This is a genomic window from Lawsonibacter asaccharolyticus, assembly GCF_022453915.1.
Taxonomy (GTDB): Bacteria; Bacillota; Clostridia; order Oscillospirales; family Oscillospiraceae; genus Lawsonibacter; species Lawsonibacter asaccharolyticus.
Genome location: NZ_CP091870.1, coordinates 91024 through 113871, shown reverse-complemented (window position 1 = coordinate 113871; position 22848 = coordinate 91024). Strand labels below are relative to the sequence as shown.

At 55.9% G+C, this 22848-nt stretch carries 23 protein-coding genes; 15 read left to right on the top strand and 8 right to left on the bottom strand.

Annotation, left to right across the window (positions count from 1 at the left end; all coding sequences use genetic code 11):
* Positions 1 to 14: 14 nt before the first annotated feature.
* The 8 genes from L9O85_RS00575 to L9O85_RS00540 all read left to right on the top strand — a co-directional run bounded on the left by L9O85_RS00575 (position 15) and on the right by L9O85_RS00540 (position 10537).
* A complete protein-coding gene (locus tag L9O85_RS00575) occupies positions 15 to 1475 on the top strand; it encodes a hypothetical protein (RefSeq protein WP_050622524.1) in 1461 nt (486 codons plus the stop codon).
* 56 nt (positions 1476 to 1531) lie between these two features.
* Positions 1532 to 2653: a hypothetical protein gene (locus L9O85_RS00570; protein ID WP_050622525.1), complete on the top strand. Its 1122-nt coding sequence runs from the start codon at positions 1532 to 1534 to the stop codon at positions 2651 to 2653.
* A 207-nt stretch (positions 2654 to 2860) separates the two neighbouring features.
* Positions 2861 to 3301 carry an Hsp20/alpha crystallin family protein gene (locus L9O85_RS00565; RefSeq protein ID WP_050622526.1) on the top strand — a complete coding sequence of 147 codons (441 nt, stop codon included), beginning with the start codon at positions 2861 to 2863 and terminating at the stop codon, positions 3299 to 3301.
* 308 nt (positions 3302 to 3609) lie between these two features.
* Positions 3610 to 4818 (top strand): MFS transporter, encoded by a 1209-nt coding sequence (locus tag L9O85_RS00560; protein ID WP_050622527.1) that lies wholly within the window; start codon positions 3610 to 3612, stop codon positions 4816 to 4818.
* 136 nt (positions 4819 to 4954) lie between these two features.
* The gene (locus L9O85_RS00555) at positions 4955 to 6808 is read left to right on the top strand and encodes a sigma 54-interacting transcriptional regulator (RefSeq protein WP_108980107.1); all 1854 of its coding nucleotides are present in this window, start codon (positions 4955 to 4957) and stop codon (positions 6806 to 6808) included.
* 2 nt (positions 6809 to 6810) lie between these two features.
* The gene (locus L9O85_RS00550) at positions 6811 to 8106 is read left to right on the top strand and encodes an SLC13 family permease (RefSeq protein WP_050622529.1); all 1296 of its coding nucleotides are present in this window, start codon (positions 6811 to 6813) and stop codon (positions 8104 to 8106) included.
* 33 nt (positions 8107 to 8139) lie between these two features.
* Positions 8140 to 9669, top strand: coding sequence for a serine hydrolase domain-containing protein (locus L9O85_RS00545; protein ID WP_256181828.1), 1530 nt, complete (start codon positions 8140 to 8142; stop codon positions 9667 to 9669).
* Between the two features lie 13 nt (positions 9670 to 9682).
* Positions 9683 to 10537, top strand: coding sequence for an alpha/beta fold hydrolase (locus L9O85_RS00540; protein ID WP_050622531.1), 855 nt, complete (start codon positions 9683 to 9685; stop codon positions 10535 to 10537).
* A gap of 321 nt (positions 10538 to 10858) precedes the next feature.
* On the opposite strand, the gene L9O85_RS00535 is transcribed toward L9O85_RS00540, so the two are convergent.
* From L9O85_RS00535 to L9O85_RS00500, 8 genes are all read right to left on the bottom strand, one after another.
* The gene (locus L9O85_RS00535) at positions 10859 to 11224 is read right to left on the bottom strand and encodes a DUF4368 domain-containing protein (protein WP_301579170.1); all 366 of its coding nucleotides are present in this window, start codon (positions 11222 to 11224) and stop codon (positions 10859 to 10861) included.
* Positions 11221 to 11511: a hypothetical protein gene (locus L9O85_RS00530; RefSeq protein ID WP_276756323.1), complete on the bottom strand. Its 291-nt coding sequence runs from the start codon at positions 11509 to 11511 to the stop codon at positions 11221 to 11223. Before L9O85_RS00530 ends, L9O85_RS00535 begins: the two co-directional genes overlap by 4 nt.
* Positions 11498 to 11803, bottom strand: a complete 306-nt coding sequence (locus tag L9O85_RS00525) for a plasmid mobilization protein (RefSeq protein WP_276756321.1) — start codon at positions 11801 to 11803, stop codon at positions 11498 to 11500. Before L9O85_RS00525 ends, L9O85_RS00530 begins: the two co-directional genes overlap by 14 nt.
* 600 nt (positions 11804 to 12403) lie before the next feature.
* Positions 12404 to 12652, bottom strand: coding sequence for a hypothetical protein (locus L9O85_RS00520; RefSeq protein WP_276756319.1), 249 nt, complete (start codon positions 12650 to 12652; stop codon positions 12404 to 12406).
* Positions 12653 to 12822: 170 nt separating this feature from the next.
* Complete coding sequence (locus tag L9O85_RS00515; protein WP_276756317.1) at positions 12823 to 13071, bottom strand: hypothetical protein; 249 nt, start codon at positions 13069 to 13071, stop codon at positions 12823 to 12825.
* Positions 13052 to 13504, bottom strand: a complete 453-nt coding sequence (locus tag L9O85_RS00510; RefSeq protein WP_276756316.1) for a hypothetical protein — start codon at positions 13502 to 13504, stop codon at positions 13052 to 13054. Before L9O85_RS00510 ends, L9O85_RS00515 begins: the two co-directional genes overlap by 20 nt.
* Positions 13497 to 13889: a hypothetical protein gene (locus tag L9O85_RS00505; protein WP_301579168.1), complete on the bottom strand. Its 393-nt coding sequence runs from the start codon at positions 13887 to 13889 to the stop codon at positions 13497 to 13499. The genes L9O85_RS00510 and L9O85_RS00505 overlap by 8 nt, the downstream gene beginning before the upstream one ends.
* 39 nt (positions 13890 to 13928) lie before the next feature.
* Positions 13929 to 14888, bottom strand: coding sequence for a LysR family transcriptional regulator (locus L9O85_RS00500; protein ID WP_276756312.1), 960 nt, complete (start codon positions 14886 to 14888; stop codon positions 13929 to 13931).
* Between the two features lie 146 nt (positions 14889 to 15034).
* Here L9O85_RS00500 and L9O85_RS00495 point away from each other — a divergent pair, with 146 nt between their 5' ends.
* The 7 genes from L9O85_RS00495 to L9O85_RS00465 all read left to right on the top strand — a co-directional run bounded on the left by L9O85_RS00495 (position 15035) and on the right by L9O85_RS00465 (position 21904).
* Positions 15035 to 16006, top strand: coding sequence for a hydroxyacid dehydrogenase (locus L9O85_RS00495; RefSeq protein ID WP_276756310.1), 972 nt, complete (start codon positions 15035 to 15037; stop codon positions 16004 to 16006).
* A 32-nt stretch (positions 16007 to 16038) separates the two neighbouring features.
* A complete protein-coding gene (locus L9O85_RS00490; RefSeq protein WP_276756308.1) occupies positions 16039 to 16740 on the top strand; it encodes an RraA family protein in 702 nt (233 codons plus the stop codon).
* A 34-nt stretch (positions 16741 to 16774) separates the two neighbouring features.
* Complete coding sequence (locus L9O85_RS00485) at positions 16775 to 17770, top strand: tripartite tricarboxylate transporter substrate binding protein (protein WP_276756306.1); 996 nt, start codon at positions 16775 to 16777, stop codon at positions 17768 to 17770.
* Positions 17771 to 17798: 28 nt separating this feature from the next.
* Entirely contained in the window at positions 17799 to 18350 is a 552-nt protein-coding gene (locus tag L9O85_RS00480; protein WP_301579166.1) for a tripartite tricarboxylate transporter TctB family protein, read from the top strand.
* Positions 18350 to 19861, top strand: coding sequence for a tripartite tricarboxylate transporter permease (locus L9O85_RS00475; RefSeq protein ID WP_276756302.1), 1512 nt, complete (start codon positions 18350 to 18352; stop codon positions 19859 to 19861). The genes L9O85_RS00480 and L9O85_RS00475 overlap by 1 nt, the downstream gene beginning before the upstream one ends.
* 5 nt (positions 19862 to 19866) lie before the next feature.
* Positions 19867 to 20685, top strand: coding sequence for an MBL fold metallo-hydrolase (locus tag L9O85_RS00470; RefSeq protein WP_276756300.1), 819 nt, complete (start codon positions 19867 to 19869; stop codon positions 20683 to 20685).
* Positions 20686 to 20755: 70 nt separating this feature from the next.
* Positions 20756 to 21904, top strand: coding sequence for an amidohydrolase family protein (locus tag L9O85_RS00465; RefSeq protein ID WP_276756298.1), 1149 nt, complete (start codon positions 20756 to 20758; stop codon positions 21902 to 21904).
* Positions 21905 to 22848 lie beyond the last annotated feature (944 nt).

Below are 22848 nucleotides of genomic sequence, written 5' to 3'. Positions count from 1 at the left end.
AAGGAGGCCTCTCCATGACCACCCGCCGGCGGCGCTGGGACGTGCTGCTCTCCGCTGCCCTGTTCCTGCTCCTCGCCCTCCTCTTCGTCCCTGAGTGCGACGACTGCTACTTCATCTACTGGGACTTCGCCTCCTGGAAGGACTTCCTGCTGGTCCGCCCCATCCCCCAGGAGGGCGTGGTGCTGGGCGTCCCATCCAACGGCCGGTATCTGGGCAACCTGCTGGGGCTGATCCTGGGCAAGCTGGCGTTTTCCCCCCTCTGGCCCCTCCGGGTGCTGATCCTGGGGGGCGGGATGCTGGGACTCACCCTGCTCCTCTCCCGCTTCTTCCAGGGCGGGCCGGCAGGCGGCCGGGAATCCTTTGCCCTGGCCCTCTTCCTGGTGGTATGGGCCCCCTGGGGCATCTGGCAGCAGGTGTACAGCTGGTCTGCGGCCTGGGCCAACTATCTGGCCCCCACCCTGCTCCTGCTCCCCCTGCTTCTCCTGCTCCGCCAGGGGCGGCCGGACCGCTGGCCCCTCGTCCTGCTCCTCTCCCTGTCCATCGGTCTGTTCACCGAGCACAATACCGCCTATCTGGTCCTCCTCTCCTCCGCTATGGCTCTGGCCGGACTGGTCCCCGCCCTCCGGGGCCTCCTGCCCGCCCCGTCTCTCCGGGCCGCCCTGCTGGCAGGCAGCTGGGCCGGGCTGGCCCTGAGCATGACCAACTCCGTCTTCGCTCAGGTGGACAGCGGCCTGCGGGGGGTGGGGCTGGATCTGGCCCGGGACAACCTGCCTGTCATCTTTACCGAGGTCCTCCTCCGCCCCATTCCCCTCTGCCTGACCATCAGCCTCCTGCTGCTGTGGCTGGTACGGCGGCAGGGCTGCCCCCGCTGGAGGCTGTGGGCCTGCCTCCTCCTCCCCCTCCACCTCTACATCGGCTATGACCGCCTTCTGGTCGTTCTGAAGCGGCGGGACCTGTACCGGGAGGAATGTCTTTGGCTGGGCCTGGCTCTGGCCCTGCTCTGGCTGATCCTGGCGGCCGAGTGGCGGGGCGGCGCGGACAGGCGGGAGCTCTGGTTCTGGGTGGCCTCCCTGCTGGTGGTCACCGGCCCCATGCTGGTGGTCTCCCCGGTGAACGCCCGGATGTTCTTCTCCAGCTACCTGTTTCTGTGCCTGGCCGCGTCAGTGCTCTTCCGACGTGCCCGGGCAGAGGGCCTGCGGCCCCTCACCCGCCTGAATCGGGCGGCTGCCGCCGCTGGGGTCCTGCTGGTGGCAGTGTATGCCTGCAACGCTGCCGTCTGGGTCCATCGGCTGGACACCGCCCGCGCCCAGGCTGACGGAGGCGCCAGCCAGATCACCCTGCCCCTGGTCCCCTTTCCCCAGTTCACCGCCAATGAGATGGCAGGCAAGGGAGACATCGTCTATCTGGTCTACCACCAGCAGCCTTGGGACATCTCATTTACCTTTGTGCCCTATGAGGACTGGGCGGAGGGGTGAGCTTTTCTCTCCTATTTGTATTTTTTCGACATGTCACAACAGAAAGGACTGATCGTTTGAAGCGGCACACCGTCCCCTGGCGGAAGCTGGCTGTCCTTATCCCTGCCGCCCTTCTGGGGGCCGCAGGGGGCTACTTCTTCATGTGGGCTCTGGACCCCTATGGAATGACTGTCCTGCTGCCCTCCCTGGCCTGCCTGATCCTCTCCTTCTGGCTCCAGGCCATCCTGCACGAGGGCGGTCACCTGGTCTGCGGCCTGCTCTCCGGCTACCGCTTTCTCTCCTTCCGGGTGGGCTCTTTCACCCTGCTCCGCCAGAATGGCCGCCTGGTCCTGCGCCGCTTCTACCTCCCCGGCACTGGCGGCCAGTGCCTGCTGGAGCCCCCAGACGGGGACGAGGTCCCCTTCCGGCTTTATAATCTTGGGGGCGGCTTGGCCAATCTGCTTTCCGCCCTGGCGGCGGCCCTGACCGCCTTTCTCCTCCCCTTTCCCTGGCCGGTCTTCCTGCTGATCTTTGCAGCTGCCGGCCTGTTTCTGGGGGCCGTCAACCTCATCCCTCTCTCCATGGACGGGGTGGCCAACGACGGCTTCAACCTGCACCTGCTCTCCCGCAGCCCCCAGGCCCGCCGGACCTTCGCCCTCCAGCTGCGGTGCCACGCCCTCCTCCAGCGGGGCATCCCCCTCCGGGACCAGCCCGCCCGCTGGTTCCAGCTCCCCCAGGACCTGGAGCCCCAGGACCCCTTTACCGCCGCCGCCCTATCCTTCCTCCCCAGCCGGCTCATGGACCAGGGGGACCTGTCCGGGGCGGAAGCCGCTTTCCGAACCCTGCTGGACGTCCCCTCTGGCCTGCTGGACATCCAGCGGTGGGACCTGACGGTGGATCTGCTCTCCTGCTCCCTGCTCCTGGGCCGCTCCCAGGAGGAGCTGGCCCCCCTCCGCACCCCTGCCCTTCTCCATTACTGCAAGGCTACCCGGAAGTTCACCCCCTCCACCAGCCGCATGGAGTTCCTCTGGGCTCTGCTGGCCCAGCGGGACCCGGAGGCCGCCCTGCTGTCCTGGCGTCAGTTCCAGCGCTGTGCGCCCCGCTGGCCCTATCCCGCCACCCTGGACACGGACCGCCGCCTGATGGAGCTTGGCCTCCAGCGCGCCCAGGGGCAGGGGTTTCCCCTGCCTCCCCTCTGACCACCCCAACTTTTTCGGAATATTTCTTCCATTTTCGTTCTGTTTATGTCTTTTTTTGCAATATCTTGTGAACACTTTATGAATTTTAGCACTCTCTGCTTGACAGTGCTAATTTCAGTGCTATACTAAGGGCGTACCAAGAAAGAGGGGGACCTGAGAGGTCCCCCGGCAGGCACGAAATAAGGATCGCGAATGGAGGAATGACTTATGTTGCCTAGCATTTTTGGTGAGAACCTGTTGGATGAATTCTTTGATGAGCCTTGGGAGAAGAGCCTGTTCGGCGCCCGGAATCCCCTATACGGCAAGCACGCCAAGAATCTGATGAAGACCGACGTGAAGGAGACCGGGGACCACTACGAGGTGGATATCGACCTGCCCGGCTTCCAGAAGGATGAGATCAGCGTGGAGCTGCAAAACGGCTATCTGACCATTCAGGCCGCCAAGGGCTTGGACCGGGACCAGAAGGACCAGGAGGGCCGCTACATCCGCCAGGAGCGGTACAGCGGCACTTGCAGCCGCAGCTTCTATGTGGGCGATGTGCAGCCCGAGGAGATCAATGCCAAATATGACAGCGGCATCCTGATGCTGACCCTGCCCAAGAAGGACCAGCAGACCCTGCCCACTCAAAACCGCATTGCCATTGAATAAGTTCTCTCCGAAATGCCCCCGCTGTGTACACAGCGGGGGCATTTTTTTGCTCTGGCACCAAGCTTCTCTTTTCTGTACGGGGCAGCGGGCAGTTCAAGCCAAATATTCCTGCCTTTCAAATTTGCTGATGGTCCTCTTTTTTGTATCGCGAGACAGATATGAAACACTTTTGAGACAGCATCATTTCTAAAAAACCCCCTTTTTTCTGCCGTTTTCCCGTAATTTTTAATAAAATTAAGTTGGCACAGAACTTGCTTGTATTAATCTATGGAATTCCAAAACAAACTATAAAATGGGAGGAAATTTGAATGAGTAATGCTGTTCCGCAGAAGAAGACCTTCTTCCAGATCGCCAACAAGAACTTTATTATGCTCTTTGTGGCGTACACGGTCATCTGCATCACCCACTCTATGACCAACTCTGTCACCAGCGCAGGCTGGCGGCTGGCCGGCATGGACCTGACCACTATCGGCCTCATTGCCAGCGCCATGAGCTGGGCCGCCTTCATCATCCGCCCCTTCTCTGCCCCTATTACCGACCGCGGCAACAAAAAGCTGATCTACATCGCTGCAGTGGGGGCCCTGACCCTGGCTGTGTTCATGTATTCGCTGAGCATGGACAACTCCGCCTTTGCAGTGCCGGCCAAAATTATCCACGGCGTATCCTGGACTTTTATCTCCACTATTACCGCCGTCATCGTCAGTGAGTATGTTCCCCGGGAGGATCTGGGGACCGCCATGGGATTTTTCATGATTTCCCAGATGATCGCTTCTGCGGTCTCCCAGCCTGTGGCCTTTGCCCTGGCCGAGTACATGGGCTATGCCTCCATGCTGCTGGTCTTTACCGCCATCTCCGCCTTCGGTCTGGTGCTGGTGTGCTTCACCGCCCCCACCAAGGTCCCAGCGCGCCTGCCCGGCCAGTCCATGTTCGGCGGCCTGAAGCTGAACAACCTGTTTGCCAAGGAAGCCATCTCCCCCATGATCATCAATGTGGCCTTTCAGGGCACCCGGACCGGTATCACCGTCTTTATGGCTGCCTTTGCCCTGGAGGAGCTGGGGATCGCCAATATCGGCGTGTTTGCCACCGCCGCCTCTCTCATGGGCTGGGTCGCCCGCCCCGCCCTCGGCATTCTCCTCGACAAGAAGGGACCCATTGCCACCCTGATCCCCGCAGGCCTGTTCTTCTCTGCAGGCCTCCTGTGTCTCGCCTTTGCCCAGGATCTGACCTGGTTCATTATCTCCGGTATCCTGATCGGAATCGGCCAGAATGGCATTTCTCCCGTACTGATGACCATCTCTATGCGCACCGTTCCTGCGGAGCGGAAGGCCGCTGCAAATTCCACCAACTACCTGGGCATGGACATCGGTTCTGCACTGGCCTCCACGGTGGGCGGCGTGCTGTGCGCTGTGTTCGGTTACCGTGTGGGCTTTGCCGCCTTTGTCGTCCCTGTGGTCCTGGCCGTTGCCCTGGCTGTGGTAATTTTGTCCAGATTGGAAAAGCAGGAAAGGACTGCCTGACTGTTTCGCTCCCCCACATTTCGGTCAGGGCTGTGGTATAATCGTTATATTTCACCCACGGGCCTGGGGGCGGCTCAGCTGCGTATGTCCTCCCCCTCCCGGAGCAACGCCGAAACGAATAAAGGAGCGATGGGATATGCACTCAGACATTACGTTCATTGCCTCGGACCTGCTGGCCGCCGAAAAGGTCCAGAATATTTTGCGGGAATCCCCTGCCAACTGCCAGGTGGTCCTCTCCAATACCCAGGATCTTGAGGAGGTATCCCGCAGCCAAGTAGCCCAGGGCGCCAAAGTTCTGATCGCCTTCGGCATGTTTGCAAAAATCGTGCGCCAGAGCGTGGATGTCCCCGTAATTATGGTGGATCTGCAGGCGGAGGACGTTATGGACGCTCTGCTGGAGGCATCTAAGCTGGGAAAGCGCATCGCTATCTTTGGCTTCCGCCGAGTTCTGAAGGATGTGTTTTATGTCCGGGACCTGCTCTCCATTGATCTGGTATGGCTTCCTACTGTGTCCCCGGAAAAGATCCCCCATGAGCTGGAGAAGGTCCAGGACATCGATGTACTGGTGGGGGGCTACTATCAGGCCAGGATCGCCAAGCAGTACGGGATCCCGACTGTACTCATCAAGACCCGGGATTCCGAGATCCGAAAGGCCATCTCTCTGGCCCAGTCCTATCTGGAAAAGCGGCAGGATGAATCCGAGACCGGGACCCCCATGATGGAGTCCTCCATCTATGCCGCCATTACGGTGGACTGCCTGGGTGAGATCCTGATGATGAATCGGCTGGCCAGCGAATATCTGAAGCTGGACCAGCTCAATGCAGTCGCCTTTTCTGTGGATGACGTCTGTCCCCAATTCAGCCGCATCGCTGACGTCATCTCTACTCGCCGTCCCTATCTTAATCAAATCGCCAAGCTGGAAGACCGAATCTTTCTCTACCATGCGGAGCCCATCCTGCGGAAGCGGGACGGCACGCTGGAGGGTGTGTCGGTCATCTTTCAGGACGTAAACACGGTCATGAGCTCCGAGGTCAGTATCCGCCGTACGCTCACCACCAAGGAAAATCAGGCTGTCTATTCCTTTGACCACATTCTGGGGAACAGCCCCTGCATGACGCAGGCGCTCAGGCTGGCCCTGCGCTACTCCAAGGTGGACGAGACTGTGCTCATCCAGGGGGAGACGGGTGTAGGCAAGGAAATGTTTGCTCAGGGAATTCATCGGGCCAGCCGCCGGCGGGACATGCCATTTGTGGCTGTCAACTGCGCCTCCCTCCCAGAAAGCATTCTGGAAAGTGAGTTGTTCGGCTATGTAAAGGGAGCCTTTACCGGAGCCAGCCGGGACGGCAAGCGGGGCCTGTTCGAGTGTGCTCATACCGGAACTATTTTTCTGGATGAGATCGGTGAGATCTCTCCCTCCATGCAGGGCAAGCTGCTGCGTGTCCTGCAGGAGCACAGCATCCGCCGCATTGGTGCTGAGACTCCCATTCCCATTGACATCCGCATTATTGCTGCCACCAACCGTGATTTGGTCTCTATGGTCCGGGAGGGCACCTTCCGGGCAGATCTGTACTTCCGCATCAATGTGCTGGGACTGTGTATCCCGCCTCTGCGCCAGCGCCAGGGGGACATTATCCTGCTGGCCGACGCCTTTCTCTCCGAGACCTCGGAGCGGGCGGGACGCTATCTCCGCTTCAGCAGCCAAGCCAAAGCCGCCATGCTCCGTTATGACTGGCCCGGAAACATCCGGGAACTCCAGAACATGGTGCGCCGGGTCAGCGTCATCAGCGACTCCGATGAGATCGGTCCGGAGCTGGTGGAGACCTATATTCAGGAAAACAGGGGGCTTTCCGCCGCCGGTGGGAGCCTCCGCAGCCGCTATACGCTGGAGGAAGCCCTGGCCCTCAGCGGCGGCAACAAGCTCCGGGCCGCCGAACTGCTGGGCATCAGCCGCGCCACCTTGTATCGGATGCTGGAGCGAAAGGGGATGTAAGCTTGCTCAATACGATCCTGTTTTTTGTTTTTATCGTGCTTGCCCTAATCCTGGGGACCAGGCTGAACATCAACATTGGCCTGATCTCGCTCAGCTTTGCCTTTCTGCTGGGCACCACAGCAGGCGGTCTGACCCCCGGCGGCGTGGTCGCCCTCTTTCCAGTGCCCCTGTTTTTTAACTTTATGGTGGCCACATTTCTCTTCGGCTTTGCCCAGGAAAACGGGACACTGAAAAAAGTGGCGGAACATCTGCTCTACTCCTGCCGGGGGGCAGGCTGGCTTCTGGGTCTGTTGTTTTTCGGCGTGTCCGCCATTGTGGCCGGTCTGGGTGCTGGTGGGGCCGCTCCCTTCTTCATGTCTGCCATCTGCTTCAGTTTGGCTCTCCAGGCGGGCATCGATCCGCTCCTGGTATCCGTGGCGCTTTGGACCTCCTCCATGGTGGGTGGCAGCATGCCCTGGACCTCCGGGTATGCTACCAATGTGGGACAGCTGGAGATCTACTTCGATCTCTCCACTTCCTCGGGATATGTGGTGGACTTCTTTACCTTCCGCGGAATATTTTACACCATTCTGTATGTGGCAATGTTTGTTCTCCTGAGGGGCTGGCGGGTCAGATCCTCGGCGGTCTCTCTCACCAGACCGGCCCCGTTTGATACTGGGCAGCGGCAGACGCTCTTTATCATCCTCGGCATCATCGCTATGATCGTGGTGCCTGCCGCAGTCCAGCTGCTGTTCCCCAATCCTGTGACCCAGTGGATCAGCACCTACTGCAGCTTTCAGTTTCTTGCGGTCATCGGCATCACGCTGAACGTGCTTCTGAAAACTGCGGATTATCACCGCGTAGTTCAGACGCGCATCCCCTGGGACACCCTGCTGATGCTCTCCCTGACCGGCATGTACATGGCCCTGGCCAACTCCATGGGGGTCGTCAGCTATCTGTCCGATCTGCTCCAGAACACCATCCCCGCCCATTGGATCCTGCCTGGGGTAGTGCTGGTCATGTGTGTGCTCAGCTTTTTCGTCTCAGGCGGCGTGGTGGTTCCCATGATGCTTCCTCTGCTTTCCGCCCTGTCCTCTGCCTCCGGTATGCCAGTGGGGACCATTTACTGCGGGATGCAGATGGGCCTGACCGCCAGCAGCATCAGCCCCTTTTCCCAGGGGGGCGCCGCCGTGCTCACCGGCTGCAGTGATGAGTCCCTCCGCCGCAGGCTGATCCGGCAGCAGACCATCCTCGCCCCCATTTTTTCCGCAGTTCTTGTTTTTGTCGCAATTCTAGGCGGCTTTCGTCTGGTCGGTTAACGACAGACAGCCGCAGAAAGGAGGGGGACCACCTTGCACTATGTCCCCTATTTGGAAGGCCGCTTCCATACCGCCTCCCCTGATTCCCAGGGCGTTCCCAGCGGTGCGATCCTGCAGTTTCTGACCGAGCTGGACCGCCTGGATGTCGATCTCCACAGTCTGTACATCTTCCGCAACGGCTTTCAACTGCTGGGTGCCAACCGCCGTCCCTATCAGGGCGACACCCCCCGGCGCATCTATTCCGCTGCCAAGGCCCTCACCGGCCTAGCTGTTCTGTTCGCCATTCAGGAAGGACTAGTCTCACTGAAGACACGCCTGACTCAGCTTTTTCCGGAAGATCTGCCCGAAACAGTCACCCCCAGGATGGAATCCATCACCGTCTACCATCTCCTGACCATGACCACCGGCCATGATCGGGACACCTTCCGACCGGTGCTCAACAGCACCAACAGCGTCCGCGCCTTTCTGGAGGAGCCTCTGGACTTTGAACCCGGCACCCATTTTCTCTACAACAACGGTGTCCCCCACATCTTGGGCCTGATCGTGAAGAAAGTCTCCGGCATCAACTATCTGGACTTCCTGCTCCCCCGCTTTCTGGAGCCCCTGGGCATCTACTGCACTGTGGAACAGACCCAGCGCGGGGAGCTGGAGGGCTCCCGCACCATGTGTACTGCGGAAGGTTTCGCCAAGCTCTCCCTGTTCTATCTTCAGGAGGGCAATTGGAATGGACAACAGCTGCTGGACGCCCGACTGGTGCGGGCAGCTGTCTCCTTCCAGGTCCCTACCCGGCGCTGCTCCTCTATCTCCTTCATGCACAGCGACCAGCTGGCAGGCTACGGCTTCCAGCTCTGGCGCAACGCCCGGGAGGGAGCCCGCCTGGACGGCGGCCGCAGTCAGTTCGGTTTTCTGTTCCCGGACAAGGAAATGGCCATCGTCTGCAACGCCATTGAGGAGGACAGCGGTCTGATCCCTGCCGTCCTCTGGGATACCCTCTATTCAGCCATACAGCCCCAAGCCGTCCCCGACCATGGAGAATCCGCCCGTCTCAAGTCCTATCTGTCCCATTGGTCCTGCGCTCCGCGCACAGCGGCACAGCCCAGCTTTCTGGACGACTACTACGGCTGCGTCTATGTGCTGGAGGAGAACCCCTGGCATCTGCGCACCCTCTCTCTGTCCCTGCGGGAGGGACAGCCCCATATTTCCCTGGAAACGGATCAGGAATCCTGTACTCTTCAGGTCGGTCTCCATGGGGATTGGATCGCCAATGATGCCTTTCTTTCCATGCCCAGGGAAAACGAACGGCTGAACATGATGTTTCACACGGGTCCGGTCCGGCACTGGGTCAGCGGTGGCTGGGCCTCTGATTTCTGCTTCATCTTTCAGGTCCGCTCCACAGATTGGATGGACTACAATACATTTTACTGCCGTTTCAACGGCCAGCGTCTCAGCCTTGTTGTAGAATCCAACATGGAGCGAATGAGCCACTGCCGCCGCCGCATTCCCATGCGGCCCTGGCCCTATCCAGATCATCAAATCGAGGGAAAACGTCAATCTGCAAACTGAGGAGGAACCTTTTATGCCCATTCTGAATCTGAACCATGTTTCACTCTACTATGAAGAATTCGGTCGGGGAGACCGCTATCTCATCCAGGCGCAGCAGTTTGTCAACAGCCATATCTACTATACCAAGGATCTGGCGGACCGCTGCGGCTTTCATGCCTTCATCATCCGAATTCGGGGCTATGCCCCCTCCTCCATGGTCACAGAGGACCTGGGAGACGACTGGTATGACGTATGGGCTCAGGACGTAGTGGATTTTGCCGATGCCATGGGGATAGAAAAATTTTTTTACACCGGCCACTCCCACGGTGCCGGCATTGGCTGGCATCTGTGCATGAACCACCCGGACCGCCTGCGGGGCTTTTTTGCCAGCGGGAGTGGTCCCCATCTCAAGGACGGCAAGCCAACCGGCTCTGCCCGCATGGACACCATCAACGCAGCGAAAAGCCGGGAGACCTGGGTCCCCTATGCGGAAAAGCAGGCCTCTTACTGTGCCAAGGCGTTTGTTCCTCTGGAGTCTGACCCCGTCATCGGCGGAGAGGCCAAAAAAGCGGTAGAGCAGACTGTGGAGTTTTGGACCAACATGCCCGCCCAGTCCGCTGTTCTCAATCCCCGGAAACCCTTTGCAAAAGTTCAGACAGAGGAGGAGCTTGCCCAGGTGCTGGGCCGCATCACTGTCCCCACCATTATGATGGGCGGGACCGAGGACAACATCAGCAGCCCCGAACTGATGCTCCGTACTCTCAGGGCCCTGAAAGGCTCCAAGCTGGTACTCCACCAGGGGGTGGACCATGTTGACCTTCCCATTAAGTGCAGGGAGGACTATGTGGGGGATATTATGGCTTTCTGTCAGGAGCGGGGTCTTCTGTAATCCAGCACCCTCTCCCGCTGGCAGGGACGGCATACTGCCCCCGGACACTGATACGATAAAGAGAGATGCGGCTACCGGCTTTGAAAAGGGGACGCGTCAATATTAATAAACGGTCACATGAATGTTGGTGTGAGGGACTGGACGGATGCCGTCTTTTGGGGCAAGGGCACAAAAAGACCGCGCAGGCGATACGGGGCAACTCCCATAAGGAAGTTGCCCCGTATCTGGGTACTTGTAAGTGAAAATCATTTGATTAGGACGGCGTGGCAGTTGCTATGCCGTCTTTTTCTTGCGCTTCCGCATGGCTCGGTAATAAGCCATCTATTCCTGTTCCAGCGTTTCCGGGTCGGGTTCTGTCCACAGGCCAATGGTATTGTAGTGGATATCCACTGTCTGATGCCGCTTGCCGTCCAATTTCTCCGGCTTGGATACCACGATCTTCTCAATAAACTCATGGACGATCTCAGGCGTCAGCTCCGTCAGTCGGGTCACCTGTCTGGCCCTCTCAATGAAACGCTGAAAATCGGCGGCGGTAGCATCCAGGATGGCTTCCATCTCCGGGATAGCCGCTTTCAACTGCGTCTGCTCGGTTTCCAGCGATACCGTCAGCGTGGAGAACCGTTCCTTGGACAGGCCCTTGGTCATGTCCTCGTAGCTTTTCTGGATAAGCTGGTCAATTTCCGTCACCCGCTGTTTGGCCTTGTCCAGTTCCTGCGTTTGGCGGTCAGCGCCTTTTTCTCTTGCAGGCCAAACCGCTCCTTGACCGCCTGCATCTCCTGAAAGGCGGTGTCCCGGTTACAGTTTACGCCGGTGACGAACATGGCCCGTTCCGTCCTCTCAACGGTTTTTTCTTCGTTCGCGGCGTAGTGGAGAACATTCCGCAAATCCAAGTAAGTGGTTTTCTCCGGGTTTTGGGCGTAGTCCACCACACGGGCAAGGCTGTCCTTGGCGGGCCAGATTTTAGTGGTCGCCATCGTCCACACCCCCGCTGGTGTAGGCCGTCAGGATCAGACCCGCCAACTCGTCCAGTTGGGCCGCTGTCCGCTCCATGGGCTGGGTAGTGGGATCATCCCGCAGGCCGTTGACCTGCCGGTAGAGTTCATGGAATCGTTGGCTGTGAAAAGCCGCCACAGGCTCCCCAGTGCCTACCCGCCGGAGATACCCGGACAGGGACAGGCCGCACCGCTTGGCTTGACGTTCCAGCTTTCTCTTTTCCTGTTCAGTCACCCGCACCTGGATGGCTGTTGTTCTCTTTCTGTAGGTCATGTTGAGCCGCTCCTTTCTGACCGGGGTTACAGGGGCGGAGCCCATTTCGGCGCAAAGCGCCGCCCGCTTTTGGGGCGCCCCCGGCAACACAAAAGCTATGCTCTCTACCCCACAAGACAGGGGTCAGGCGGCTTCTCTTTCTGCCGTGGCCGGGGGTGAACTGCCCTCCTTTCAGCCGGTCTAAAAGAGCAAAAAAGAAGCCGGTACATAGACGCACCGACCCCAGCGGGAGCCTTGCTCTCGCTGAGGTTCTTGTGTTGGTTGTCTATGTACCGGATGAAAGGCCGTATTCAATTTGTGCGATATGTGGGTATTAAATTACATAGCAAATTATTCTTGGCAATTTTCTGTGTGCACATATTTGTTGTAGAATCATTTCGGAAAATTCAGGAAGCCCTGCAGTAACGCACCTGGAAACTGAAACTTTTTCTCTGTCTCGCCAAAGAGTACAATTATCATGCCGCCTTAGACTTCTTTGACCGTCCTCATGCCGAACGCCTTATGCCGAAGCTGACTACCAACTGTAACACGGGACAGATCCACCTGCTTTTGCGGCACAGGCTGTACCGGGGTTGGTACAGCTGCGGTCTGGTGCGGCTTTTACTTTTTGGGCTGATCCATATCCCGGACAGCTTCCGCAAAATCCAGAAATGGCTTTTCCGGCAAATCATCTGCCGAAGGAATTGGTACTTCTATCAAAGCCTGTTGCAGAGCGAACATACTGTTATAGTCAGCATCCATGATAACAGTATCCCAACCGCCACGGTTCTCGCCTTCATGCCGGCTAATGCCAGTATAGCTCAAGCTGGTATCTTCGTATCTCTTGAACTTATAAACGGCATCGTTCATCAGCGAATCATTGAATACACCGAGAGACACCAATAATTCAAAAGCTTTAACATCCAGACCTGTTACTTTCTTAAAAAGCCCCGGTTCCAGCTACGTGATAGCATCCTTCAAAGAGCGTTCCCGGTACTCGGTCAGATACATGAAACCCGGAATGCGGGTGGCGAACTTAATCAGTTCTCCTGAATCTGTTTGCGTTTGGATTTATACTCTTTTTCTTCCTCACTCAGCTCATTTTTCTCTTTTGAAGTGAGTTTTTCTGTACTTTCTTTCTTTGCCTTTTTAACGGCTTCGGACTTATTGATAATGGTCTTTATATCCTCGTTCAGACTACGAAACCCCTCAATTTTCATCAAAGCATCCATCGCCGCCGGATTTGCCATCAAACGGGAAAAAGTATCGTTATCCACATTGACAAGCAACGCACTTTCCCAACGTTTGGCAAGCAGGGTGGCAGGTACCTGCCATAGCAATGTCCAGAATCTCACCTGCATCAACCTGCTGCATGGTGCTACCATCATAGGCAATGACTGGAAGGAAATTGATAAACTCCGCCGATTTCTTTTCCGGGTTACCTTCGTCAATGTTTAGACGGCAACTGTAATCGGAAATCTGCTTGAGCGTCCGGTCAAGCGCAAAGTCAAACACATAACATTCCTGCTTGACAATTTCCTTTTTCCCGTCGTCTGTTGTAATCTCCCACAGGCTTTGCACCCGGAACGCTGCCTGAAAATAGGTTTTCGGGCTGGGCAGGTTCCGCAACATAGAAATCCCCGTCCACGGCTTGACTGTAACACCCGTTGTTAGCTTGCCACAGGAGAGGGAGATTGTCTTACTCTCCAACGGGTCACGCATGGATTTTTGCACCGGCTCCTGTACCGGCGCAGACATTGATGGTGTAATCATGATAGAAGGTGTTTTGCTTCTGCATCAGCAGATTTTTCATCGCATAGCAGGAAGCTACATTGGGCAGAAACCAAAGTGTATGCTGCAACACATTCAGCAAGCGTACATCGGCATACGGCATGGCGAGCTTCTTATCTCCTAGCTTCAAATCATCCACCCAGGTTTCCAGATAAGCACCCCGAATCAGATCCAGCCACTTCTGCACCTCATTTTCATAGACAAAGCGAGCGTCTGTGCCTTTGGCAGAGAAAAACACATTTAGGTCAAACTCGTTGAACTCTCCCTTCATGGCGATCTGACGGATACTGTCCAGGATACGGTAAGTCATCATCACTATGCGGGGCAGTGCCGCATAACCAAGCAGGATCCCCCGCTAAACAATATGAGCGATTTGGACCTGTTCCATGCGGGCGGTCGTCTCGAACAACAGCTCCATGAAATATTTTGAAAAGTGGGTGAGATACCGTTGCCGGTGGCGCAAAAGAGATAGGGACTGTGTCATAGGTCCATTTCCCTCCAACAATGGGAAGATGTTCACTCCAGTCCCCAGCTGATCCAGATGGCTTAACAGGGCCATATGAGTTGCAAAGCAAGCGGTAACACCCATGGCACAGAGCGGCATGATCTGGGAAGAGGAGGGGCTGGTGAAAAACACATTGGGCCGGATTCCGGCACGTTTGAACCGCTCCTGGAGCAACCTACCCAGCCGGGTATCCATCATGGAAAAGGGGAGCCGGGCGAAATCTTCCAGACCGACGTCCTCTGTGGCCCGAGCCTTGACGGCCTGTATCTCCTCCGGGCTGTAGTACTGCTGAAGCAATCCTTCCGGAACGCAAAGGTAAACCGGGTCCTGCAGGAACTCGTGCTCAATCAAATCGGGGTGGTACTCCTTTGAGAAGGCGATGGCAAAGTCCAATTCTCCATTGAGGATCTTTTTCTCCAACTGGAAGGCCCGCCCATCCTCATAGGAGACAGATACCCGGGGATATTTTTTGTGAAAATCCGGAAGGATCTGAGGCAGGAGCTGAATACTCCTTACCGTGCTTGCCCCCACCCGCAGGGTGCCACGCTCCTGGCGCTCGATGTCGGAGAGGATGTCCTTCAGGTTGCGTTCCTCCTTCTCCATCACCTGGGCAAAGCCCAGCACGAACTCCCCGGCACAGGTGAGCGATAGGGAGGGCTTCCGATAAAAAAGAGGTGCATTGTAGTACTGCTCCAGGCGCTGAATGTGGTTGCTGAGGGTCTGCTGGGATATGTAGAGTCGTTCGGCGGTCTTGGTCATGTTCAGGTCTTTGGACAGCTCCTGAAAGTAGTGAAGACTGATCAGATCCATGGGCCCCTCCTCTTCTACAAAATTATTTTGTTGAAAAGTGAAAAAATCTCTGTTTGCTTTTTGGGTTAGTCCATATTACCATGAATTCGAAAAGAGCACAACATTTTTTGTGAAAAATAAACATCGATAGAGAGTGAGGAATGTTTATGGCGACCCGTGTGCTGATCCCCCAGCCCATTCTGCCGGCGGGCTATGAATATCTGCGGAAGCATGGCTATGAGGCGGTGGACGGCAGAGGATTTACCGAGGAGGACATCATCACCGATATCAGGGATTGCGATGCACTTATTGTCCGAACCGCTCGAATTACCAGGCAGATCTTTGACGCGGCCCCCAAGCTGAAGATCCTGGCCCGCCACGGGGCAGGTTATGACGGGGTGGACCTGGCGGCCGCCCGGGAGCACGGAGTGCTGGTATGTACCGCCGGCGGAGCCAACGCTATCTCGGTGGCGGAACTGACCATCTTCTACATGCTCTACTGTTCCCGGAACTTCAAAAAGGTCCAGAACCTGTATCTGCAGGACTACCGCCAGGCCAAGATGGGCGTCCCCAAGACGGAGCTGGAGGGCAAGACCCTGGGTCTGGTGGGCCTGGGCAACATCGGCAAGCTGGTGGCCCAAAAGGCTGCCCTGGGTTTTGATATGACGGTGCTGGCCTATGATCCCTTTGCCAAGGGCGCCGGCCTGCCTGATTATATTCGGATGGTGGAGGACCGGGACGAGATATTCAAGCGTAGCGACTACGTCTCCCTCCATGTGCCTGCCACAACTGAGACCGTCCACTCCGTCAGTGACCGGGAGTTCGGCCTGATGAAGCCCACCGCTTATCTCATCAACGCCGCCCGGGGGAGCATCGTGGACGAGGCAGCCTTGTACCGGGCACTTCAAGAGGAAAAAATCGCCGGGGCAGGCTTGGACGTGCTGGAGCAGGAGCCCATCGACCCGTCTAACCCCCTGGTGGCCATGGACAACGTGCTCACCGCTCCCCATATCGGCGGTGCCACCAAGGAGGCCTCTAGCCGCTCCTCCGTGGCCTGTGCCCAGGCTATCGACGATTTCTTCTCCGGCCGCACTCCAAAATTTGTGGTGCCCGAGCTGCGTGACCTGATTCAGAAATAAAACAAGAACATTACTGAAAGGAGAAAATCGACATGAGCGTAGGAAAGAGGATCTATCTGCAGCGGGAGCTGCCCGCCCCGGAACTGGTGGAGGCTTTTAAGTCCATCCCCGCCTCCAACACCGCCGACGTGATGGGCCGTAGCTGTGCCATGAACCCCCGCATCCGCCTGGTGAGCAGCCCCAAGGCCCAGATGATGGCCGGCCCCGCCTACACCGTCAAGTGCCGAGCGGGGGACAACCTGACCCTCCACGCCGCCCTGAACTTCTGCCACGAGGGGGACGTGCTGGTGGTGTCCAACGAGGAAGACGACACCCGGGCTCTGATCGGCGAGATCATGATGGCCTATCTGCGGTACACCAAGAAGATCGCCGGTATCGTGCTGGACGGCCCTATCCGCGACATTGACGAGATCGGCAAGTGGGACTTCCCCGTGTACTGCACCGGCACCACCCCCGGCGGCCCCTATAAGGAGGGCCCCGGCGAGATCAACGTCCCCATCGCCTGCGGCGGGGTGAGCGTCAATCCCGGTGATATCATCCTGGCCGACCCTGACGGTGTCATCGTGATCCCGCGGAAGGATGCCCCCGTCATTCTGGAGGATGCCCGAAAGTTCCAGGCCGCCGACGAGACTAAGTTGGCCGCCGCCAAGGACGGCACCGCCAAGCGTGGCTGGGTGGAGAAGTCCCTGGAGGAAAAGGGGTACGAGATCATTGACAGCGTATACCAGCCGTAAGCGGCACAAACATATTAAAAAAGGAGAATAATCAATGAAAAAGATGTTTGCACGTATGTTGGCCCTGGCTATGACCTGCGTAGTTCTGCTGACCGGATGTGGTCAAAATCCTAGTTCCTCAGTGTCGGGCAGTGGGGGTAATGGATCCGGTGTCCAGAGTTCTGGCGATTGGCCGAAACAGCCGGTAAATGTGATTTGCCCCGCCTCTGCCGGCGGTGGCACCGACCTTATTCTCAGGACAATCAACGAATACTTCACACGCATGACAGGGCAGCCTTTTGTTGTCAACAATATCACGGGGCTGACAGGGTATGAAATGATACATCAGGGCACCACCGATGGGTATGATTTTATCATGGGCACCACCACTATTTTTACCAGTGAGCTCGATGGGACCCTTGACTATGACTGGAACGACTATGAGATGGTCGCGTTTATTGAGGGCGACTTCAATACTGTGATTGCGGTACAGGCCGATTCCCCCTATCAGACGATCAACGATCTTCTGGATGCAGCCAAAAACGATCCGTCCAGTGTCACCGGCGGGATTACGCTCTCTGGTCAGCCCTATATGTTCTCTAAGGCTCTGGCTGATGCAGTGGGTATCGACCTCTACTATGTGGATTGCGGTACAACAGCTGAGAGGAATACTGCGTTGCTTGGTGGGCAGGTTGACTTCATCATTACTAACGTGCTTTCTTCTCAGGCATATGTGGATTCTGGTGATTTCCGGTTTATCGCCATTGATGGAGACGAGAGGTTTGAACTGGCTCCCGATGTGCCCACCTTCAAAGAGCAGGGCGTGGATTTCTCTTTTGCGGCACAGCCCATGGTAGTCCTGGCGCCCAAGGGAACTCCATCCGAAGTCTGCGGGGCATTCAACAGTCTGCTGGCTCAGATTTATGCTGACCCTGATTTCATTGATACTTACCGGGAGACTTTGACCATGATTGCGCACCCGGTTCCGTCTATTGAGGAATCCCTCCAGATGGGAGAGGAGTTTGCCGGAATCCTGGCTCCCTATGTGTGATGACGGGATGCATCTAAATGAGGGGACTATGATGAAACAAAAAATTGATAGGCTGGCGGGTGCCATTGTCCTTGGGTTTCACATCTATTGCGATGTGATTTTGGGGGCTGTTTTAGCGGTGGTAGGAGCGGCTGGTTTTTATCACTCCTTTTTCATAAGAATCATGAGAGAGCCTGTGGCTGCAGTGGATACGGCGAGGTTCTTTCCACAGTTGGTATTTGGCGCGCTGATTCCTGTGGGGATTGTCATGGCTTTGCTGGGAATTCGAAAAATCAAAGTCAATCGGGGCTCTGCCCCCACTGGACAAGTGCTGGACAATTCCGTACAGGCATTGGAGCGGGGCATCATTATCCTGCTCAGCATTGCGGTATTTATTGCCTTGATGGCGCCCCTGGGATTTATTCCTACTGCGATCCTGTATATGGTGTTCAGCATGTTATTTATATCCACGAAGGATGGTTGGAAACCCGTGATTTACGTTGTGACTGCAGTTGTGGTCGCCATAGCGTGTTTCTTCCTGTTCCGGAAGTTCGTGTATGTTGAACTGCCGACTGGTCTTTTGGAAGGAGTGCTTGGATAATGGACGGCTTGTTAGGAGGATTTTCCGCACTCATGTCGCCTGACCTTTGGGCTTTGATGCTGGTCGGTGTAGTGGTGGGCATCATCTTCGGTGCGATTCCTGGCCTGAGTGCGACAATGGCTATTGTCCTGTTCTTGCCAATCACGTTCAGCTTAAATGTGTATCAAGCGTTTACGCTGCTGGTGGCCCTGTATATTGGTGGTGTGTCCGGCGGCCTGATCTCGGCTATCTTGATCAACATTCCTGGCTCGGCTATGTCCATCGCCACTTGTTACGACGGGCACCCTATGGCCGAGAGCGGCCATGCCAAGCGCGCGCTGGGGATCGGCATTGTGTTCTCGTTCCTGGGGACGATATTCAGCCTGATCATTATGATCGTTGCCGCACCCACCCTGGCGGATTTTGCGGTAGGGTTAAGCGCTTATGAGTTCTTTGCACTGACATTTTTCGCTTTGGTCTTAGTATCCAGCGTAGGCGGGAAGAATATTTTTAAGGGGTTGGCAGCGGCCTTAATGGGCTTGGCCTGCTGCATGATTGGCATGGCGCCTGTAGACGGTGCGGTTCGGTATTCCTTTGGGATCACCGGCTTGCTGCAGGGAATCCCCTTGACTCCCGCTGTTATCGGTATGTTCGCTGTGACAGAGATATTGCTCAATGCGACTAAGCCGATTAAGCCCGGGGGAGTGGATCAGAGGAAAATTGAAAAAATTCGGGGGTTTGGTTTCTCAGTCAAAGAGATGTTCTCTCAAATGAAAAACTTCCTGATGTCCAGCGTGATTGGTCTTGTGATCGGATTTCTGCCCGGTATGGGTGGCTCCTTGGCCAATCAAGTGGCCTATGTGGCAGCACAAAAGACATCGAAACATCCGGAGAAGTTTGGAACCGGTATCATGGACGGTATTGTGGCCTCGGAGACATCCAATAACGCATCCATCGGCGGGGCCATGATCCCCCTGCTGGCGCTTGGTATCCCTGGTGACGGTCCCACCGCAATGCTACTAGGAGCATTCACGATCCACGGCCTAGTTGCCGGCCCCCTTCTGTTCACCACCAGCGGTAATTTGGTAAACCTGATTTTTGCCGCCATGTTCGCCTGCTCGCTGATTATGATCGTGGTGGAATTTTTCGGCATCCGCATCTTCTCTAAAATCATTGATGTCCCCCGGGAGATCCTGTACCCGGTCGTGCTGGCTATCTGCATTGTGGCCGCTTATGCCAACAACCGCACTATGTTCGATGTGTGGCTGCTGTTTGTGTTCGGCGTACTGGGTTTCTTAATGGCGAAGTTCAAGATTCCACGCGCCTGTTTCGTACTGGGCCTTGTGCTGGGAGAAAACATTGAGACGAATCTTCGCCGGGCGATCCAATTGGGCCACGGTAGCTTTGAGGAATTCTTTACCCGTCCTATTAGCTGCGTACTGTTGATCATTTCCTTTGTCATCATTGCTCGGACAATTTATGTGCAGGTTCGCAGCTCGAGGGCGACAAAACAGGCAGCACCAAAGGAGTGATTTCTGTGGCTGGAATTGAAGATCGTGTGAACAACTGGCTGAAAAATCCGTGGACACTTGCGCATCGCCCGTTCAAAGTTGTGGACAATGTTTATTTTGTGGGAACCAGTTGGGTATCCGCGTTCTTGCTGAATACGCAAAAAGGACTGGTTTTAATCGACTGTGCCATGCAGGAGACGCTGTATCTCCTGGTAGATTCCATTCGGGAACTCGGTTTCAATCCCCGTCAGATCAAAAAGCTACTGCTGACTCATGGGCATTTTGACCACTGCGGTGCTGCCCGAGCAATTAAAGAGATGAGCGGGTGTGAGATCTGGTTGGGAAAGGATGATGAGTATTTCTTTACGGAACGCCGTGACCTAATTGCATTTGAAGATCATGTCTCTGGATTCCCCATTGATAGGTTTTTCAATTATTCGAGTACCATTGATTTGGGAAATTTCGTTCTTCGCCCGGTCCATTGTCCCGGGCATACACCTGGAACGACTTCAATTTTCTTTGATGTGGATCATCGGGGCAAAAAACTGAGCTGCGCACTTCATGGTGGGTTGGGCAACGGAGTTCTGACCCGTGATTATCTGGCGAAAAAAAATCTTCCGCTGGAGACGAGAGACATTTATCTGCGGAGTCTGGATCAGGTTGTGGATGCCAAGGTGGATGTTGTTCTACCCTCTCATGCTGGGCATTGTGTAGGCCATGATTTCTTTGCAATCGCTGATCAGGATGACGGTAGTGGAGCCGGGTTTATTGATCCTACCGCATGGAAACGGATGCTTTTGGGAAAGCGGAAGGAATTGCTGGATCTGATTCAAACTGAGGGATAATTTTCATCAGGGGGCCGACTCTGCGGCATAAACGCAAGCCGGCCCCCTCAAATAGGCAGGTTGATAGATTATGTACCAAATCATCATCAAAAACGGAATAGTCATTGACCCTGCAAACAGATTTCACGGCCAGGCAGATGTTGCCGTTGCCGAAGGGAAAATTGCAGGGATCGGTCAATATAGTAATGACGCCGTAATGGTCGTGGACGCCTCCGGTTGTATCGTCACCCCGGGTCTGATTGACCATCATGCCCACCTTTACCCGCTAGCTAAGATTGGAATCCCCGCTGAGGCAATGTGCTTTTCCTCCGGAGTTACCACTGCGGTGGATGCAGGCAGCACTGGCTGCGATACTTTTTCAGCCAACATCCTGTTCATGGATCAGAGCAAGTTGACCATCCGGGCGTATCTCAATGTTTGTTCTACCGGGTTGGACTCGCTGCCGCAAGAGATGGAGGATGTTGACCCGGCCCATTTCGATGAAGGTAAGATTGCAGCTGCCTTTCAGATGTATGGGCCTATACTTCAGGGGCTGAAACTCCGCACCAGCCGGGCAGTCGTGAAGGAACTGGGCTATGCGCCGCTAAGGAGAACCCTGGAGTTGGCAGGAAAGCTGGGCGTATCCGTTATGGTCCATTGCACTGACCCGCCGGGTGAAATGGATGAACTGCTTTCCATCCTGCGGCCTGGAGATGTGCTTACTCATATGTATATGAACAAGGGCAGCACTATTCTGGACGGGAAAGGAACTGTCTCCAAGGCGGCCTATGATGCCAGAAAACGGGGAGTGCTGTTTGAGGCTGCGGATGCGCGGGCTCACTTCTCGTTTGAGGTGGGTGAGTCGGCCATCCGGCAGGGATTTCTTCCCGATTTCATTGCCACTGATCTGACTCGATTGAGCATGAATCTGCGGCCCACCGCCTTCAATATGGCCAACCAGATGTCCAAGTACTATATGATGGGCATTGGCCTTGATGCGCTGATTGCCTGCTGCACCAGCATCCCCGCAAGAAATATGGGGCTTGCCAGCGAAGCCGGATGCCTCTCTCCGGGAGCTTGGGGAGATGTTGCGGTATTTAAGCTGGAAGAATGTAATGCTGAGTTTGGAGATCACCCCTATTCTAACCCGCAGTGTCAGTTGCGGCAGGGCTCAAAGCGGTTCCGGCCGGTGTTCACTGTAAAAAACGGAGAGGCAGTCTTTCGAGATACCATGCTGTAGTTTTGATTCTCTTTCCTGCTGATTCCTGTCGTGCAAATTTTATTGGAAATTCACAGCAAAAGCTATCCAAAGAGGAACACCAACAACGCAACTACCATCTTATTGTCCATCGCGCGGTCTTTGAAAGCATTGTGCTGGAAACAAAAGACATGACCGATGGGGGAACTACCACCCTGTTGACAAGACACTTTGTGTACGATAAACGGAATCCACAACATAGCAGGGCAACAGAATATGGCCTGACCTAGCTATTCAGCCGTTACATAGACGACCACGCAAGGCCCCCCAGCGGGAGGAGAACTCCCGCCGGGGCTGGTACGCCTATGTAACGCTTCTTTGTACGCGCTGACAAGTGACCGACCGGCCGAATGAGACACCGTGCCATGACCTCGCTAGGAGAGAGCGGGACAATGCCGCTGAAAGCCATTCGGGAAGAGCGGCAAAAACATATAGCAGCAAAATTAATATTACTGTAAGGATTGTTTTCTTTACAGGCTAGCCGAAGGCCGACACTTCTTTACGGAGTGTCGGCCTTCGTGTTTGACTTGCTTACTATGTATTGACAGAGCCTATTTGTCCCCGACACTCCGGCCTGCAAAGGGAAGTCGTCAAGCGGCGGTGTGCCGCACCGCCTCACGGGAGTTTCACCCCAACTGCCAGAGCCACCCCCATTGCTTGAGACTGTGGCTGGGCGGGAGTACCATTGTCATTCTGACTGTCATCGCCGCGCAAAGGGCAAACTGGCGCTTGCAGAGGGTGTTCTCGCTCGGTCCGATAGGACAGGGTCATGGCGTACCCTGCTGCTGTGGCTCATGCTTTCGTACATCGGAACTAATGTACTTGACGAATGGGTATTCGGTTATCAAGGAGCATCGAGAGGGTTGCGACCTTCCTAACCTTTACCACGATTTTTGAAGACCAAAACCGAACAGAGATTTGTGGAA